The following is a 17,132-nucleotide window of genomic DNA, read 5'->3' on the forward strand; positions in this document are numbered from 1 at the left end:
TGAGTGACATGGCGAAAAACCTAATACTCTGGCTGGTCATTGCCGTTGTGCTGATGTCAGTATTCCAGAGCTTTGGGCCCAGCGAGTCTAATGGCCGTAAGGTGGATTACTCTACCTTCCTGCAAGAGGTCAACAACGACCAGGTTCGTGAAGCACGTATCAACGGACGTGAGATCAACGTTACCAAGAAAGATAGTAACCGTTACACGACTTACATTCCGGTAAACGATCCGAAGCTGCTTGATAACCTGCTGACTAAGAACGTCAAGGTTGTGGGTGAACCACCAGAAGAACCGAGCCTGCTGGCTTCCATCTTCATTTCCTGGTTCCCAATGCTGCTGTTGATCGGCGTCTGGATCTTCTTTATGCGTCAGATGCAGGGCGGCGGTGGCAAAGGCGCCATGTCGTTCGGTAAGAGCAAAGCGCGCATGCTGACGGAAGATCAGATCAAAACCACTTTTGCCGACGTCGCAGGCTGTGACGAAGCGAAAGAAGAGGTAGCGGAACTGGTCGAATACCTGCGTGAGCCGAGCCGCTTCCAGAAACTGGGCGGTAAAATCCCGAAAGGCGTCCTGATGGTCGGTCCTCCGGGTACCGGTAAAACCTTGCTGGCGAAAGCCATTGCAGGTGAAGCGAAGGTTCCATTCTTTACGATTTCAGGTTCTGACTTCGTGGAAATGTTCGTCGGTGTCGGTGCATCTCGTGTGCGTGACATGTTCGAACAGGCCAAGAAAGCAGCGCCGTGCATTATCTTCATCGATGAAATCGATGCCGTAGGTCGCCAGCGTGGCGCAGGTCTGGGTGGCGGTCACGATGAACGTGAACAGACCCTGAACCAGATGCTGGTTGAGATGGATGGTTTCGAAGGTAACGAAGGTATCATCGTTATTGCGGCAACCAACCGTCCGGACGTTCTTGACCCTGCGCTGCTGCGTCCAGGCCGTTTCGACCGTCAGGTTGTGGTCGGCTTGCCGGATGTGCGTGGTCGTGAACAGATCCTGAAAGTGCATATGCGTCGCGTACCGCTGGCACCGGATATCGACGCGGCAATCATTGCCCGTGGTACGCCGGGCTTCTCCGGTGCGGACCTGGCGAACCTGGTGAACGAAGCGGCATTGTTTGCTGCTCGTGGCAACAAGCGCGTCGTGTCGATGGTTGAGTTCGAGAAAGCGAAAGACAAAATCATGATGGGTGCGGAACGTCGCTCCATGGTGATGACGGAAGCGCAGAAGGAATCGACCGCGTACCACGAAGCAGGCCACGCGATTATCGGTCGCCTGGTACCGGAACACGATCCGGTGCATAAAGTGACGATTATCCCGCGCGGTCGTGCGCTGGGTGTGACCTTCTTCCTGCCTGAAGGCGACGCGATCAGCGCCAGCCGTCAGAAGCTGGAAAGTCAGATCTCCACGCTGTACGGCGGTCGTCTGGCAGAAGAGATCATCTACGGTGTTGAACATGTTTCTACCGGTGCGTCGAACGACATTAAGGTTGCAACTAACCTGGCGCGTAACATGGTGACCCAGTGGGGCTTCTCCGACAAACTCGGTCCGCTGCTGTACGCGGAAGAAGAGGGCGAAGTATTCCTCGGTCGTAGCGTTGCAAAAGCGAAACATATGTCCGATGAAACCGCGCGTATCATCGACCAGGAAGTGAAAGCGCTGATTGAGCGTAACTACAATCGTGCGCGTCAGCTCCTGAATGACAACATGGACATCCTGCACGCCATGAAAGATGCGCTCATGAAATATGAGACCATCGATGCGCCGCAGATTGATGACCTGATGGCTCGCCGCGATGTTCGCCCGCCAGCTGGCTGGGAAGAACCGGGCTCTAACAATTCTGACAACAATGGCACACCTCGTGCGCCGCGCCCGGTTGATGAACCGCGCACGCCGAACCCAGGTAATACCATGTCAGAGCAGTTAGGCGACAAATAAGTTACCGTTGTTGATGACTGCGTTTTATTGAAAACCCTGGGGCTTGCTCCGGGGTTTTTTCTTATCAATTTATACCAGGGATAACACCATGAAACTCTATGCCCAGGGCACTTCACTGGATCTCAGCCATCCTCATGTGATGGGGATCCTTAACGTCACGCCGGATTCCTTCTCAGATGGTGGAACGCATAACACGCTGATTGAGGCGGTGAAACATGCCAATCTGATGATTAATGCCGGGGCGACCATCATTGATGTCGGCGGTGAGTCTACGCGCCCCGGTGCGGCGGATGTGAGTGTGGAAGAGGAACTGGCGCGTGTTATCCCGGTGGTTGAGGCGATTGCCCAACGTTTTGAAGTCTGGATTTCGGTGGATACCTCAAAGCCTGAAGTGATCCGCGAATCGGCAAGAGTGGGCGCTCACATCATTAACGATATTCGCTCGCTCTCTGAACCCGGCGCGCTGGAGGCAGCCGCAGAAACCGGTTTGCCGGTTTGTCTGATGCATATGCAGGGACAGCCGAAGACCATGCAGGAAGCGCCCAAATATGAGGACGTGTTTGCGGATGTAAATCGCTACTTTATTGAGCAAATAGCACGTTGTGAAAGAGCTGGCATCGCAAAAGAGAAATTGTTGCTCGACCCGGGATTCGGTTTCGGTAAAAATCTCTCCCATAACTATACATTACTGGCGCGACTGGCTGAATTTCACCATTTTAACCTGCCGCTGCTGGTGGGAATGTCACGTAAATCGATGGTGGGCCAACTGCTCAATGTGGGTCCATCAGAGCGTCTGAGCGGTAGCCTTGCCTGTGCGGTCATTGCTGCTATGCAGGGGGCGCAGATCATTCGTGTCCATGACGTCAAAGAAACCGTAGAAGCGATGCGTGTGGTGGAAGCCACATTGTCCGCAAAGGAAAACAAACGCTATGAGTAACCGTAAATATTTTGGCACTGATGGGATCCGTGGTCGCGTGGGCGATGCGCCGATTACGCCTGATTTTGTACTGAAGTTGGGCTGGGCGGCCGGTAAAGTCCTGGCGCGCCACGGCTCGCGTAAAATCATCATCGGCAAAGACACCCGAATTTCCGGTTATATGCTGGAGTCAGCGCTTGAAGCTGGCCTGGCGGCGGCAGGGTTGTCCGCCTCGTTTACAGGACCAATGCCGACGCCTGCGGTTGCTTACCTGACGCGTACTTTCCGCGCCGAAGCCGGGATTGTGATCTCCGCATCGCATAACCCGTTCTACGACAACGGTATTAAATTCTTCTCCATCGACGGTACCAAGCTGCCCGACGCCGTCGAAGAAGCCATTGAAGCGGAGATGGAAAAAGAGATCACCTGTGTGGACTCCGCTGAGCTCGGTAAAGCCAGCCGCATCGTTGACGCAGCGGGGCGTTACATTGAATTTTGCAAAGGCACATTCCCGAACGAGTTGAGCCTGAATGAACTTAAAATTGTGGTGGATTGCGCCAACGGGGCAACCTATCACATTGCGCCTAACGTGCTGCGTGAACTGGGTGCGAAGGTGATTACCATTGGCTGTGAGCCAAATGGCGTGAACATTAACGAAGAAGTCGGCGCCACCGATGTGCGTGCCTTGCAGGCCCGCGTGCTCGCGGAAAAAGCCGATCTGGGTATCGCGCTGGATGGCGACGGCGACCGCGTGATCATGGTTGACCATGAAGGCAATAAAGTCGATGGCGATCAGATCATGTATATCATCGCCCGTGAAGCCCTGCGTCAGGGACAACTCCGCGGTGGCGCGGTCGGGACGCTGATGAGCAACATGGGTCTGGAACTGGCGCTCAAGCAACTCGGCATTCCGTTTACCCGTGCGAAAGTCGGTGACCGCTACGTGCTGGAAAAAATGCAGGAAAAAGGCTGGCGTATCGGCGCGGAAAACTCTGGTCACGTCATTCTGCTGGATAAAACCACCACCGGTGACGGTATTGTTGCCGGTCTGCAGGTGGTGGCCGCGATGGTGCGTAACCACATGAGCCTTCACGATCTGTGCAGCGGCATGAAAATGTTCCCGCAGATTCTGGTGAATGTGCGTTACACCGCCGGCAGCGGCGATCCGCTGGAAAATGATACGGTGAAAGCCGTGACTGCGGACGTGGAATCTGCACTGGGAAGTCGTGGGCGTGTACTGCTGCGTAAATCGGGCACTGAGCCGTTAATCCGCGTGATGGTTGAAGGCGAAGACGAAGCCCAGGTGACCGAGTTCGCCCATCGCATCGCAGATGCGGTCAAAGCGGTGTAAGACAGACTTAACTGCATAAAAAGGCGGCGTTTGCTGCCTTTTTATTAAAGGGAAAACCGGCTTTTGCTGTTTTTTTCCGCAGTTGATACAATGCACTAAAATTGCCCTTGCGAAGGTCATTCGCTTTGGTTAGTATTCACACCCGCTTCAGTGGGAAACAGTAAAATATCCCGCGTTATTGGTTAGAAGCATTGGTATGCGGCAACTCCGCAAGGAACAGGTTGATTATGTACGAAGCTCTTTTGGTAGTTTTCCTTATTGTGGCAATTGGCCTTGTGGGCTTGATCATGCTGCAGCAAGGTAAAGGCGCTGATATGGGAGCCTCCTTCGGAGCAGGCGCTTCCGCTACGCTGTTTGGTTCAAGTGGTTCTGGTAACTTCATGACCCGTATGACGGCTGTGCTGGCGACGTTGTTCTTTATCATCAGTCTGGTACTGGGCAATATCAACAGTAACAAAACCAATAAAGGAAGTGAGTGGGAAAATCTGAGTGCGCCGGCGAAAACCGAACAGCCTCAGCCAGCTGCTCCGGCTAAGCCGACCAGCGATATCCCACAGTAATCGTAATATCCGTGCTGAGGTGGTGGAATTGGTAGACACGCTACCTTGAGGTGGTAGTGCCCTAACGGGCTTGTGGGTTCGAGTCCCATCCTCAGTACCAATATTCCGAAAGAAAGACGCTGAAAAGCGTCTTTTTTTTCGCCTGTCATTTGTGACTGTCCTGTGTAGGCCTGATAACCGTAGCGCCATCAGGCGTTGTGATAATGTCGGATGGCGGCGTAAACGCCTTATCCGATCTACAGACGCCCTATATTCCGCGCATAAAAAAGGCCGCTTTCGCGGCCTTAAGATGATGAATATTTATTTCGCTTTATTTTCCAGATTCTCAACCTGTGGCAGGCCGGTTGCGGAAGAGGCGGTCAGCAGACCAGACTGTGCATAGCCGAACAGCTTCTCGCGGGTATCGGTGATATCCAGGTTACGCATGGTCAACTGCCCAATACGATCGTCCGGTGAGAACACGGAGTCACCTTTCTCCATTGTCAGACGCTCTGGCTTATAGGTCAGGTTGTCGGACACGGTATTGAGGATCGAATAGTCGTTGCCGCGACGCAGTTCCAGCGTCACTTCACCGGTAATCTGGCTGGCGACCCAACGTTGCAGACCATCACGCAACATCAGCGCCTGAGAATCGAACCAACGGCCCTGATAGAGCAGACGACCTAACTGACGGCCGTGGGCGTGATACTGCTCGATGGTGTCTTCGTTGTGGATACCCGTCAGCAGACGCTCATAGGCGATATGCAGCAGCGCCATCCCAGGGGCTTCGTAAATACCACGGCTTTTGGCTTCAATAATACGGTTTTCAATCTGGTCGCTCATTCCCAGACCGTGACGACCGCCGATGCGGTTCGCTTCCAGCATCATTTCCACATCGTCACTGAAGGTCTTACCGTTCAGCGCGACCGGATGACCCTGTTCGAAACGAACGGTGACTTCTTCCGCCGCGATCTTCACGTTCTCATCCCAGAACTTCACGCCCATTATTGGGTTGACGATCTTGACGCTGGAATTCAGAAACTCGAGGTCTTTGGCTTCGTGCGTCGCGCCGAGCATGTTGGAGTCCGTGGAGTAGGCTTTTTCGACGGACATTTTGTAGTCGAAACCGCAGGCGATCATAAACTCAGACATCTCATGACGACCGCCCAGTTCATCGATAAAATCCGTATCCAGCCACGGTTTGTAAATCTGCAATTCAGCGTTTGTCAGCAGGCCATAGCGATAGAAACGCTCGATGTCGTTTCCTTTATAGGTGCTGCCGTCGCCCCAGATATTGACGCCATCTTCTTTCATCGCTGCAACCAGCATGGTGCCGGTGACTGCACGACCCAGCGGCGTGGTATTGAAATAGGTGAGCCCGCCAGTGGTGTTATGGAATGCACCGCACTGAATCGCGGCGATACCTTCAGCAACCAGTTGTTTACGGCAGTCGATCAGTCGAGCGTTCTCTGCACCGTATTCCATTGCACGACGAGGGATCTCATCATAGTCCTCCTCGTCTGGCTGACCCAGGTTCGCAGTATATGCATATGGGACAGCCCCTTTTTGTCGCATCCACAGCAGTGCCGCGCTGGTGTCCAGGCCGCCGGAAAAAGCGATACCAATACGTTGACCTACCGGGAGATGCTTGAGAATCGTCGTCATAAAATAAAACCCTGCTTGATAGACTGATGGTGAGATCGGCTTTCTGCTCTCAGTGCATTTTTATGCAAAATAAATGAGTTTTCATTTAATCATCTTTTTACGGAGACAGGAAGAGTTTCGTGTTTTTTTCCGCAAATTACGCTGATGACGGCGTGTCAGGTTATGTCGTTAACAAGGTTGACACAATGGGGGGGTAATCAATATAATACGCGCAGATTTTACGTCCCGTCCTCGGTACCAAATCCCAGCAGTATTTGCATCTTTTACCCAAAACGAGTAAAATTTGCCACGTTTCAGGCGCGGGGTGGAGCAGCCTGGTAGCTCGTCGGGCTCATAACCCGAAGGTCGTCGGTTCAAATCCGGCCCCCGCAACCACTTTCCCTTAGAGTTCTTTTTCAAATATACTGTGAAGACTATGGCCTTCGTAGCTGGATTTGAAAAAAATTCTTTCGGAAGGTTCTCCAGACCGCAGTTGCGGTTATAGGGTTCAGTTATCTAAAGCCCCGATTTATCGGGGTTTTTTGTTATCTGACTACAGAATAACTGGGCTTTAGGCCCTTTTTTTATGTCTTGGGGGTGGGCTTGTCCACATTAGAGCAAAAATTAACAGAGATGATTACAGCGCCAGTTGAAGCCTTAGGTTACGAGCTGGTCGGCATCGAATTTATTCGCGGTCGCACATCCACACTGCGCATCTATATTGATAGTGAAGATGGCATCAATGTTGATGATTGTGCTGATGTGAGCCACCAGGTGAGCGCAGTTCTGGACGTCGAAGATCCTATTACTGTGGCTTACAACCTGGAAGTCTCCTCACCGGGTCTCGACCGCCCAATGTTCACTGCTGAACACTATGTGCGTTTCCTGGGTGAAGAAGTTTCGCTGGTACTCCGCATGGCGGTACAGAATCGCCGTAAATGGCAGGGCGTTATCAAAGCGGTAGATGGTGAAATGATCACCGTCACAGTCGAAGGAAAAGATGAAGTGTTCGCGCTGAGTAATATCCAGAAGGCGAACCTGGTTCCCCACTTTTAACAGTCTGGATGAGGTGAAAAGCCCGCGATGAACAAAGAAATTTTGGCTGTTGTTGAAGCCGTATCCAATGAAAAGGCGCTGCCACGCGAGAAAATTTTTGAAGCGTTGGAAAGTGCGCTGGCTACAGCGACAAAGAAAAAATATGAACAAGAGATTGACGTTCGCGTAGAAATCGATCGTAAAAGCGGTGATTTTGACACTTTCCGTCGTTGGGTGATTGTTGAAGAAGTGACCCAGCCGACGAAAGAAATCACACTGGAAGCCGCACGTTTTGAAGACGAAAGCCTGAACCTGGGCGATTACGTTGAAGATCAGATTGAATCTGTGACCTTTGACCGTATCACTACCCAGACCGCAAAACAGGTTATCGTACAGAAAGTTCGTGAAGCTGAACGCGCGATGGTTGTCGATCAGTTCCGTGAACACGAAGGTGAAATCATCACCGGCGTGGTGAAGAAAGTGAACCGCGACAACATCTCTTTGGATCTGGGCAGCAATGCTGAAGCTGTGATCCTGCGTGAAGATATGCTGCCGCGCGAAAACTTCCGCCCTGGCGACCGTATTCGTGGCGTTCTTTACTCTGTTCGCCCGGAAGCACGTGGCGCACAGCTGTTTGTGACGCGTTCCAAGCCGGAAATGCTGATCGAACTGTTCCGCATTGAAGTGCCGGAAATTGGCGAAGAAGTGATTGAAATTAAAGCCGCCGCTCGCGATCCGGGTTCCCGTGCGAAAATCGCGGTGAAAACCAACGACAAGCGTATCGACCCGGTTGGCGCGTGTGTCGGTATGCGTGGCGCACGCGTTCAGGCGGTTTCGACCGAGCTGGGCGGCGAGCGCATCGATATCGTCCTGTGGGATGATAACCCGGCGCAGTTCGTGATTAACGCTATGGCGCCTGCTGACGTTGCGTCTATCGTGGTGGATGAAGATAAACACACCATGGATATCGCCGTTGAAGCCGGTAACCTGGCGCAAGCAATTGGACGTAATGGTCAGAACGTCCGCCTGGCTTCGCAATTAAGCGGCTGGGAACTCAACGTGATGACCGTTGATGACCTCCAGGCTAAACATCAGGCTGAAGCACATGCTGCTATCGATACCTTCACCAAATATCTCGATATTGATGAAGAGTTCGCCACTGTTCTGGTTGAAGAAGGGTTCGCAACCCTGGAAGAACTGGCCTACGTGCCAATGAAAGAACTGCTGGAAATCGATGGCCTTGATGAGCCAACCGTTGAAGCACTGCGCGAGCGTGCTAAAAACGCACTGACCACTCTGGCACTGGCCCAGGAAGAAAGCCTCGGTGATAACAAGCCGGCTGACGATCTGCTGAATCTGGAAGGATTAGATCGCGATATGGCCTTCAAACTGGCTGCCCGTGGTGTTTGTACGCTGGAAGATCTCGCCGAACAGGGCATTGATGATCTGGCTGATATCGAAGGGTTGACCGACGAAAAAGCCGGTGAGCTGATTATGGCTGCCCGTAATATTTGCTGGTTCGGCGACGAAGCGTAATAAACTGTAGCAGGAAGGAACAGCATGACAGATGTAACCGTAAAAGCGCTGGCCGCAGAGATACAGACCTCCGTGGATCGCCTGGTACAGCAATTTGCTGATGCCGGTATCCCGAAGTCTGCTGATGACTCTGTGTCCGCACAAGAAAAACAGACTTTACTGGCGCACCTGAACCGTGAAAATGGTTCTGGCCCGGATAAGCTGACGCTGCAGCGTAAAACGCGCAGCACCCTGAACATTCCAGGTACCGGTGGAAAAAGCAAATCGGTACAAATCGAAGTCCGCAAGAAGCGCACCTTTGTGAAACGTGATCCGCAAGAGGCCGAACGCCTTGCCGCGGAAGAGCAAGCGCAGCGTGAAGCGGAAGAGCAGGCCCGTCGTGAGGCAGAAGAAATGGCCAAACGCGAGGCGCAACAAAAAGCTGACCGTGAGGCCGCAGAACAAGCTAAGCGTGACGCCGCTGATAAAGCGAAACGCGAAGCTGCGGAAAAAGACAAAGTGAGCAATCAACAGACTGACGATATGACCAAAACCGCCCAGGCCGAGAAAGCCCGCCGTGAGAATGAAGCTGCAGAGCTGAAGCGTAAAGCGGAAGAAGAAGCACGTCGCAAGCTTGAAGAAGAAGCGCGCCGCGTAGCGGAAGAAGCTCGCCGTATGGCGGAAGAGAACGCAGGCGCGTGGGCTGAGCAGGAAAAAGTGGAAGAAGATAAGAGCGATTATCATGTCACCACTTCTCAGCACGCTCGCCAGGCCGAAGACGAAAACGATCGTGAAGTGGAAGGCGGCCGTGGCCGTGGCCGCAACACGAAAGCGGCGCGTCCGGCGAAGAAAGGCAACAAACACGCTGAATCCAAAGCTGACCGTGAAGAAGCGCGTGCCGCGGTTCGCGGCGGTAAAGGCGGCAAACAGCGTAAAGGTTCCGCACTGCAGCAGGGCTTCCAGAAGCCAGCGCAGGCCGTTAACCGTGACGTTGTGATTGGCGAAACCATCACCGTTGGCGATCTGGCGAACAAGATGGCGGTTAAAGGCTCTCAGGTCATCAAAGCGATGATGAAGCTGGGTGCAATGGCGACCATCAACCAGGTGATCGACCAGGAAACCGCACAGCTGGTTGCCGAAGAGATGGGCCACAAAGTTATCCTGCGTCGTGAGAACGAGCTGGAAGAAGCCGTAATGAGCGACCGTGATACGGGTGCTGCGGCTGAACCGCGCGCACCGGTTGTGACCATCATGGGTCACGTTGACCACGGTAAAACGTCTCTGCTGGACTACATTCGTTCAACGAAAGTGGCCTCTGGCGAAGCGGGTGGCATTACCCAGCACATCGGTGCTTACCACGTTGAAACCGACAACGGTATGATCACCTTCCTGGACACCCCGGGTCACGCCGCGTTTACCTCCATGCGTGCTCGTGGTGCGCAGGCAACGGATATCGTGGTTCTGGTTGTTGCAGCAGACGACGGCGTGATGCCGCAGACCATCGAAGCTATTCAGCACGCGAAAGCGGCGGGTGTGCCGGTTGTGGTGGCGGTGAACAAAATCGATAAGCCGGAAGCCGATCCGGATCGCGTTAAAAACGAACTGTCCCAGTACGGCATTCTGCCGGAAGAGTGGGGCGGTGAGAGCCAGTTCGTCCACGTTTCTGCAAAAGCAGGTACCGGTATCGACGAACTGCTGGATGCGATCCTGCTGCAGGCCGAAGTTCTCGAACTGAAAGCGGTCCGTAAAGGGATGGCGAGCGGTGCGGTTATCGAATCCTTCCTGGATAAAGGTCGTGGTCCGGTTGCTACCGTACTGGTGCGTGAAGGCACGCTGCACAAAGGCGATATCGTACTGTGCGGCTTCGAATACGGTCGCGTTCGTGCGATGCGTAACGAACTGGGTCAGGAAGTACTGGAAGCGGGTCCGTCCATTCCAGTGGAAATCCTGGGTCTGTCTGGTGTTCCGGCTGCCGGTGACGAAGTCACTGTGGTACGTGACGAGAAGAAAGCACGTGAAGTTGCGCTGTATCGTCAGGGCAAATTCCGTGAAGTGAAACTGGCGCGTCAGCAGAAATCTAAACTCGAGAACATGTTCGCCAACATGACCGAAGGCGAAGTTCACGAAGTGAACATCGTGCTGAAGGCCGACGTTCAGGGTTCTGTGGAAGCGATCTCCGACTCCTTGCTGAAACTGTCTACCGACGAAGTGAAAGTGAAGATCATCGGTTCTGGTGTCGGTGGTATCACCGAAACCGACGCGACCCTGGCTGCGGCGTCCAACGCGATTCTGGTTGGCTTCAACGTCCGTGCTGATGCCTCTGCACGTAAAGTGATCGAAGCAGAAAGCCTGGATCTGCGCTACTACTCCGTCATCTATAACCTGATCGACGAAGTGAAAGCGGCGATGAGCGGTATGCTGTCTCCGGAACTGAAACAGCAGATCATCGGTCTGGCTGAAGTTCGTGATGTGTTTAAATCACCGAAATTTGGTGCCATCGCGGGCTGTATGGTTACCGAAGGGACGATCAAACGTCACAACCCAATCCGCGTCCTGCGTGACAACGTGGTTATCTATGAAGGCGAGCTGGAATCCCTGCGCCGCTTCAAAGATGACGTTAACGAAGTTCGTAACGGCATGGAATGTGGTATCGGCGTGAAGAACTACAACGACGTTCGCGTTGGCGATATGATCGAAGTGTTCGAGATCATCGAGATTCAGCGTACGATCGCATAATCTTCGTCGTCTTTCGGGCCGCCACTGCGTTGGCTACGTGCGTTCACCCCGGTTACATAGTTATCTATGCTCCCGGGGATTCACGCCCTTGCCGCTGTGTTGCAACCCGAAATACTTAGAAGATGGTTTTGCGTAGGCCGGGGAAGCGAAGCGCCACCCGGCAATAATTTTTAAAAGGGGCTCAAGGCCCCTTTTTTGTCTGGAGAATTTATTATGGCGAAAGAATTCGGTCGCCCGCAGCGCGTGGGACAGGAGATGCAAAAAGAAATCGCAATCATCCTGCAGCGCGAAATTAAAGACCCGCGTCTGGGCATGATGACCACCGTTTCCGGTGTCGAAATGTCACGCGATCTGGCGTATGCCAAAGTGTATGTCACCTTCCTTAATGACAAAGATGAAGACGCTATCAAGGCGGGCATCAAAGCGTTACAGGAAGCGTCCGGTTTCATCCGTAGCCTGCTGGGTAAAGCGATGCGTCTACGTATCGTGCCGGAACTGACCTTCTTCTACGATAACTCGCTGGTGGAAGGGATGCGCATGTCCAACCTGGTGACCAACGTGGTTAAACATGACGAAGAACGTCGTGTAAACCCGGACGACAGCAAGGAGGACTAATGAGTCGTCCTCGTCGTCGTGGTCGCGACATTCACGGTGTCCTGCTGCTGGATAAGCCGCAGGGCATGTCCAGCAATGACGTACTGCAAAAAGTCAAACGCATCTATAACGCCAACCGCGCCGGGCATACCGGGGCGCTGGATCCGTTAGCGACCGGCATGCTGCCGATTTGCCTCGGGGAAGCGACCAAGTTTTCGCAGTATCTGCTGGATTCTGACAAGCGTTATCGGGTGATTGCCCGTCTGGGACAGCGTACAGACACGTCCGATGCCGATGGGCAAATCGTGCAGGAGCGCCCGGTCACCTTCACCCCTGAGCAATTGGCTGCCGCGCTGGACACGTTCCGCGGTGATATCGAGCAGGTGCCGTCGATGTATTCGGCGCTGAAGTATCAGGGTAAAAAACTGTACGAGTACGCGCGCCAGGGCATTGAAGTGCCACGTGAAGCCCGACCGATTACCGTTTACGAGCTGCTGTTTATCCGTCATGAAGGAGATGAACTGGAGCTGGAAGTACACTGTTCGAAAGGCACCTATATTCGTACTATTATTGACGATCTGGGTGAGAAGCTGGGATGTGGTGCGCACGTGATTTTCCTGCGTCGTCTGACGGTCAGCAAATATCCGGTGGATCGTATGGTCACACTGGAACGTCTGCGTGAAATGGTCGAACAGGCGGAGCAACAGGGGATCCCGGCAGCACAGTTGCTTGATCCACTGTTGATGCCGATGGACAGTCCAGCTTCGGACTACCCTGTCGTTAATTTGCCGCTAACCTCTTCGGTTTACTTCAAAAATGGTAACCCGGTTCGCACGAACGGCGCGCCGTTGGAAGGGTTAGTCCGTGTCACGGAAGGTGATGACGGTAAATTTATCGGTATGGGCGAGATCGACGACGAAGGTCGCGTGGCTCCTCGCCGATTAGTGGTGGAGTATCCGGCGTAGCACGGGTTCGTCTTGCGATAAGAAGGCGCTACGAGTAGAATACTGCCGCTTAACGTCGCGTGAATTTTTTAACAGTTCACCTGGCGCACACTGGGAACGCTGAATTAGAGATCGGCGTCCTTTCATACTTAATACTTTGGAGTTTTAAAATGTCTCTAAGTACTGAAGCTACAGCTAAAATCGTTTCTGAGTTCGGTCGTGATGCAAACGACACCGGTTCTACCGATGTTCAGGTTGCTCTGTTGACTGCACAGATTAACCACCTGCAGGGCCACTTTGCAGAGCACAAAAAAGATCACCACAGCCGTCGTGGTCTGCTGCGCATGGTTTCTCAGCGTCGTAAACTGCTCGACTACCTGAAACGTAAAGATGTTGCACGCTACACCGCGCTGATCGAGCGTCTGGGTCTGCGTCGCTAATTCTTGCGAGTTTCGTAAAAGGGGGCCTTCATGGCCCCTTTTTTCAAGCAGATGGCAGCAATTCACTGGAAACTATTGTATTGTTGCTATGAATGATCTTCCGTTGCAGAGGTTCGCGCGGCTAATGAGAGGCTTTACCCAATTTCGTATGGGTTAGGGTTGTCATTAGTCGCGAGGATGCGCAGAAGATCGGGTATTAACGGCGATTCAGTCTGTGTCGCCAAAAATTTGAAAGGATATTATTTTGCTTAATCCGATCGTTCGTAAATTCCAGTACGGTCAGCATACCGTCACGCTGGAAACCGGCATGATGGCCCGTCAGGCCACTGCCGCTGTTATGGTTAGCATGGATGACACTGCGGTATTCGTGACCGTTGTCGGCCAGAAAAAAGCGAAGCCGGGCCAGGACTTCTTCCCGCTGACCGTTAACTATCAGGAGCGTACCTACGCTGCTGGCCGTATCCCAGGTAGCTTCTTCCGTCGTGAAGGCCGTCCAAGCGAAGGCGAAACCCTGATCGCGCGTCTGATTGACCGCCCGGTTCGCCCGCTGTTCCCGGAAGGTTTTGTGAACGAAGTTCAGGTTATCGCCACCGTCGTTTCCGTTAACCCGCAGGTTAACCCGGATATCGTCGCGATGATCGGTGCCTCTGCTGCACTGTCTCTGTCTGGTATTCCGTTCAACGGCCCAATCGGTGCGGCACGTGTGGGTTATATCAATGACCAGTACGTACTGAACCCGACTCAGGACGAGCTGAAAGAGAGCAAGCTGGATCTGGTGGTTGCCGGTACCGAAGCCGCCGTGCTGATGGTTGAATCCGAAGCAGAACTGCTGAGCGAAGATCAGATGCTGGGTGCTGTCGTGTTTGGTCACGATCAGCAGCAGGTTGTTATCAAAGAAATCAACGAACTGGTGAAAGAAGCCGGTAAACCACGTTGGGACTGGCAGCCAGAAGCCGTCAACGAAGCGCTGAACGCGCGCGTTGCTGCGCTGGCTGAAGCGCGCCTGAGCGACGCTTACCGCATCACCGACAAACAAGAGCGTTATGCTCAGGTTGACGTGATCAAGTCTGAAACCATCGCGACGCTGGTGGCAGAAGATGAATCCCTGGACGCTAACGAACTGGGTGAAATCCTGCACGCAATCGAGAAAAACGTGGTTCGTAGCCGCGTACTGGCCGGTGAGCCGCGTATCGATGGCCGCGAAAAAGACATGATCCGTGGTCTGGACGTGCGTACTGGCGTACTGCCGCGTACCCACGGTTCCGCCCTGTTCACCCGTGGCGAAACTCAGGCGCTGGTTACCGCGACCCTGGGTACCACCCGTGATGCGCAGAACCTCGACGAACTGATGGGCGAGCGTACTGACAACTTCCTGTTCCACTACAACTTCCCTCCGTACTGCGTCGGCGAAACCGGCATGGTAGGTTCTCCGAAGCGTCGTGAAATTGGTCACGGTCGTCTGGCGAAACGCGGCGTGCTGGCAGTGATGCCGGATCTGGATAAATTCCCGTACACCGTTCGTGTGGTTTCTGAAATCACCGAATCCAACGGTTCTTCTTCCATGGCTTCCGTGTGTGGTGCCTCCCTGGCGCTGATGGACGCAGGCGTGCCGATCAAAGCGGCCGTTGCGGGTATCGCGATGGGTCTGGTGAAAGAAGGCGACAACTACGTTGTTCTGTCTGACATCTTGGGCGACGAAGATCACCTGGGCGATATGGACTTCAAAGTTGCGGGCTCCCGTGACGGTATCTCTGCTCTGCAGATGGATATCAAAATTGAAGGTATCACCAAAGAGATCATGCAGGTTGCTCTGAACCAGGCTAAAGGTGCGCGTCTGCACATCCTGGGCGTGATGGAACAGGCGATTAATGCGCCGCGCGGCGATATTTCTCAGTTTGCACCGCGTATCCATACTATCAAGATCAGCCCGGACAAAATCAAAGACGTGATCGGTAAAGGCGGTTCTGTTATCCGTGCGCTGACCGAAGAAACCGGCACCACCATCGAAATCGAAGATGACGGTACCGTGAAAATCGCAGCAACCGACGGTGAAAAAGCGAAATACGCAATTCGCCGTATCGAAGAGATCACCGCAGAAATCGAAGTGGGCCGTATCTACAACGGTAAAGTGACCCGTATCGTTGACTTTGGTGCGTTCGTTGCCATCGGTGGCGGTAAAGAAGGTCTGGTACACATCTCGCAGATCGCAGATAAGCGCGTAGAGAAAGTGACCGATTATCTGCAGATGGGCCAGGAAGTACCGGTTAAAGTTCTGGAAGTTGATCGCCAGGGCCGTGTACGTCTGAGCATTAAAGAAGCAACTGAACAATCTCAGCCAGCGGCTGCACCGGAAGCTCCGGCTAGCCAGCAGGGCGAGTAAGGTTGCCATTTGCCCTCCGCGGTTGCGGAGGGCTTTTAACCTGGCAGGACGCCTTGTTAGCAACCGGGGAACAGGACGTTCAATTAATCGTTGTCTTCGGGAGTGGGAAATGAAGCCTTTTTTGCGCTGGTGTTTCGTGGCAACAGCACTCACGCTGGCTGGATGCAGTAACTCCACCTGGCGTAAGAGTGAAGTCCTCGCAGTACCATTGCAACCGACTTTGCAGCAGGAAGTGATTCTGGCACGCATGGAACAAATTCTTGCCAGTCGGGCTTTAACCGATGACGAACGCGCACAGCTTTTATATGAGCGCGGAGTGTTGTATGATAGTCTCGGTTTGAGGGCATTAGCGCGAAATGATTTTTCACAAGCGCTGGCAATCAGACCTGATATGCCTGAAGTATTCAATTACTTAGGCATTTATTTAACGCAGGCAGGCAATTTTGATGCTGCCTATGAAGCGTTTGATTCTGTACTTGAGCTTGATCCAACTTACAACTACGCGCACTTAAATCGCGGTATCGCATTGTATTACGGCGGTCGCGACAAGTTAGCGCAAGATGATCTGCTGGCGTTTTATCAAGACGATCCCAATGATCCTTTCCGCAGCCTGTGGCTTTATCTCGCTGAGCAGAAGCTCGATGAGAAGCAGGCGAAAGTCGCGCTGAAACAGCGCTTCGAGAAATCGGATAAAGAACAATGGGGATGGAACATTGTCGAGTTCTACCTGGGCAACATTAGCGAAGCAACGCTGATGGATAGGCTCAAGGCGGACGCAACGGATAACACCTCGCTCGCTGAGCATCTCAGTGAAACCAACTTCTATTTAGGTAAGTACTACCTAAGTCTGGGGGATTTGGACAACGCTACGGCATTGTTCAAACTGGCGGTGGCTAACAACGTTCATAACTTTGTTGAGCACCGATATGCATTGTTGGAATTATCGCTCCTGGGCCAGGACCAAGATGACCTGGCAGAATCGGACCAGCAATAGCTGACGTACACATCAGCCCGTAATCTTTTTTGATTGCCATCACCTTCACGGGTGAGGGCGTTGTTGTTCGTTAATACACCTACTTTGAGCCGGTTCACACTTTT

13 protein-coding genes and 2 tRNA genes are annotated in these 17,132 nt (G+C 53.2%); 14 read left to right on the forward strand and 1 reads right to left on the reverse strand.

What is annotated here, in order from left to right:
• Window positions 1-8: 8 nt before the first annotated feature.
• The 5 genes from ftsH (at window position 9) to AL479_RS11840 (ending at window position 4,867) form a co-directional block, all read left to right on the forward strand.
• Window positions 9-1,940, forward strand: a complete 1,932-nt coding sequence (ftsH, locus tag AL479_RS11820) for an ATP-dependent zinc metalloprotease FtsH (RefSeq protein ID WP_042325087.1) — start codon at window positions 9-11, stop codon at window positions 1,938-1,940.
• An 88-nt stretch (window positions 1,941-2,028) separates the two neighbouring features.
• Entirely contained in the window at window positions 2,029-2,877 is an 849-nt protein-coding gene (gene folP, locus AL479_RS11825; protein WP_061076185.1) for a dihydropteroate synthase, read from the forward strand.
• Window positions 2,870-4,207, forward strand: a complete 1,338-nt coding sequence (gene glmM / locus AL479_RS11830; RefSeq protein ID WP_042998287.1) for a phosphoglucosamine mutase — start codon at window positions 2,870-2,872, stop codon at window positions 4,205-4,207. Before folP ends, glmM begins: the two co-directional genes overlap by 8 nt.
• A 227-nt stretch (window positions 4,208-4,434) precedes the next feature.
• Entirely contained in the window at window positions 4,435-4,767 is a 333-nt protein-coding gene (gene secG / locus AL479_RS11835; RefSeq protein ID WP_042325094.1) for a preprotein translocase subunit SecG, read from the forward strand.
• 13 nt (window positions 4,768-4,780) lie between these two features.
• Window positions 4,781-4,867 (forward strand) — tRNA-Leu (locus tag AL479_RS11840).
• A 200-nt stretch (window positions 4,868-5,067) separates the two neighbouring features.
• On the opposite strand, the gene argG is transcribed toward AL479_RS11840, so the two are convergent.
• A complete protein-coding gene (gene argG, locus AL479_RS11845; protein ID WP_061076186.1) occupies window positions 5,068-6,411 on the reverse strand; it encodes an argininosuccinate synthase in 1,344 nt (447 codons plus the stop codon).
• Window positions 6,412-6,709: 298 nt separating this feature from the next.
• Here argG and AL479_RS11850 point away from each other — a divergent pair.
• The 9 genes from AL479_RS11850 to nlpI all read left to right on the forward strand — a co-directional run bounded on the left by AL479_RS11850 (window position 6,710) and on the right by nlpI (window position 17,028).
• A tRNA-Met gene (locus AL479_RS11850) sits at window positions 6,710-6,786 on the forward strand.
• 207 nt (window positions 6,787-6,993) lie between these two features.
• Window positions 6,994-7,446, forward strand: a complete 453-nt coding sequence (gene rimP / locus AL479_RS11855; protein ID WP_043001756.1) for a ribosome maturation factor RimP — start codon at window positions 6,994-6,996, stop codon at window positions 7,444-7,446.
• Window positions 7,447-7,473: 27 nt separating this feature from the next.
• Complete coding sequence (nusA, locus tag AL479_RS11860) at window positions 7,474-8,961, forward strand: transcription termination factor NusA (protein ID WP_042325113.1); 1,488 nt, start codon at window positions 7,474-7,476, stop codon at window positions 8,959-8,961.
• Window positions 8,962-8,985: 24 nt separating this feature from the next.
• Window positions 8,986-11,676 carry a translation initiation factor IF-2 gene (infB, locus tag AL479_RS11865; protein ID WP_061076187.1) on the forward strand — a complete coding sequence of 897 codons (2,691 nt, stop codon included), beginning with the start codon at window positions 8,986-8,988 and terminating at the stop codon, window positions 11,674-11,676.
• Window positions 11,677-11,889: 213 nt separating this feature from the next.
• Window positions 11,890-12,291, forward strand: a complete 402-nt coding sequence (gene rbfA, locus AL479_RS11870; RefSeq protein WP_042998283.1) for a 30S ribosome-binding factor RbfA — start codon at window positions 11,890-11,892, stop codon at window positions 12,289-12,291.
• Entirely contained in the window at window positions 12,291-13,235 is a 945-nt protein-coding gene (truB, locus tag AL479_RS11875; RefSeq protein WP_061076188.1) for a tRNA pseudouridine(55) synthase TruB, read from the forward strand. The genes rbfA and truB overlap by 1 nt, the downstream gene beginning before the upstream one ends.
• A gap of 149 nt (window positions 13,236-13,384) precedes the next feature.
• Entirely contained in the window at window positions 13,385-13,654 is a 270-nt protein-coding gene (rpsO, locus tag AL479_RS11880; RefSeq protein ID WP_000059465.1) for a 30S ribosomal protein S15, read from the forward strand.
• Between the two features lie 244 nt (window positions 13,655-13,898).
• Window positions 13,899-16,034 (forward strand): polyribonucleotide nucleotidyltransferase, encoded by a 2,136-nt coding sequence (gene pnp, locus AL479_RS11885; protein WP_061076189.1) that lies wholly within the window; start codon window positions 13,899-13,901, stop codon window positions 16,032-16,034.
• A 109-nt stretch (window positions 16,035-16,143) separates the two neighbouring features.
• Complete coding sequence (gene nlpI, locus AL479_RS11890) at window positions 16,144-17,028, forward strand: lipoprotein NlpI (protein ID WP_042998280.1); 885 nt, start codon at window positions 16,144-16,146, stop codon at window positions 17,026-17,028.
• Window positions 17,029-17,132 lie beyond the last annotated feature (104 nt).

The sequence above is a fragment of the Citrobacter amalonaticus genome (assembly GCF_001559075.2).
Taxonomy (GTDB): Bacteria; Pseudomonadota; Gammaproteobacteria; order Enterobacterales; family Enterobacteriaceae; genus Citrobacter_A; species Citrobacter_A amalonaticus_F.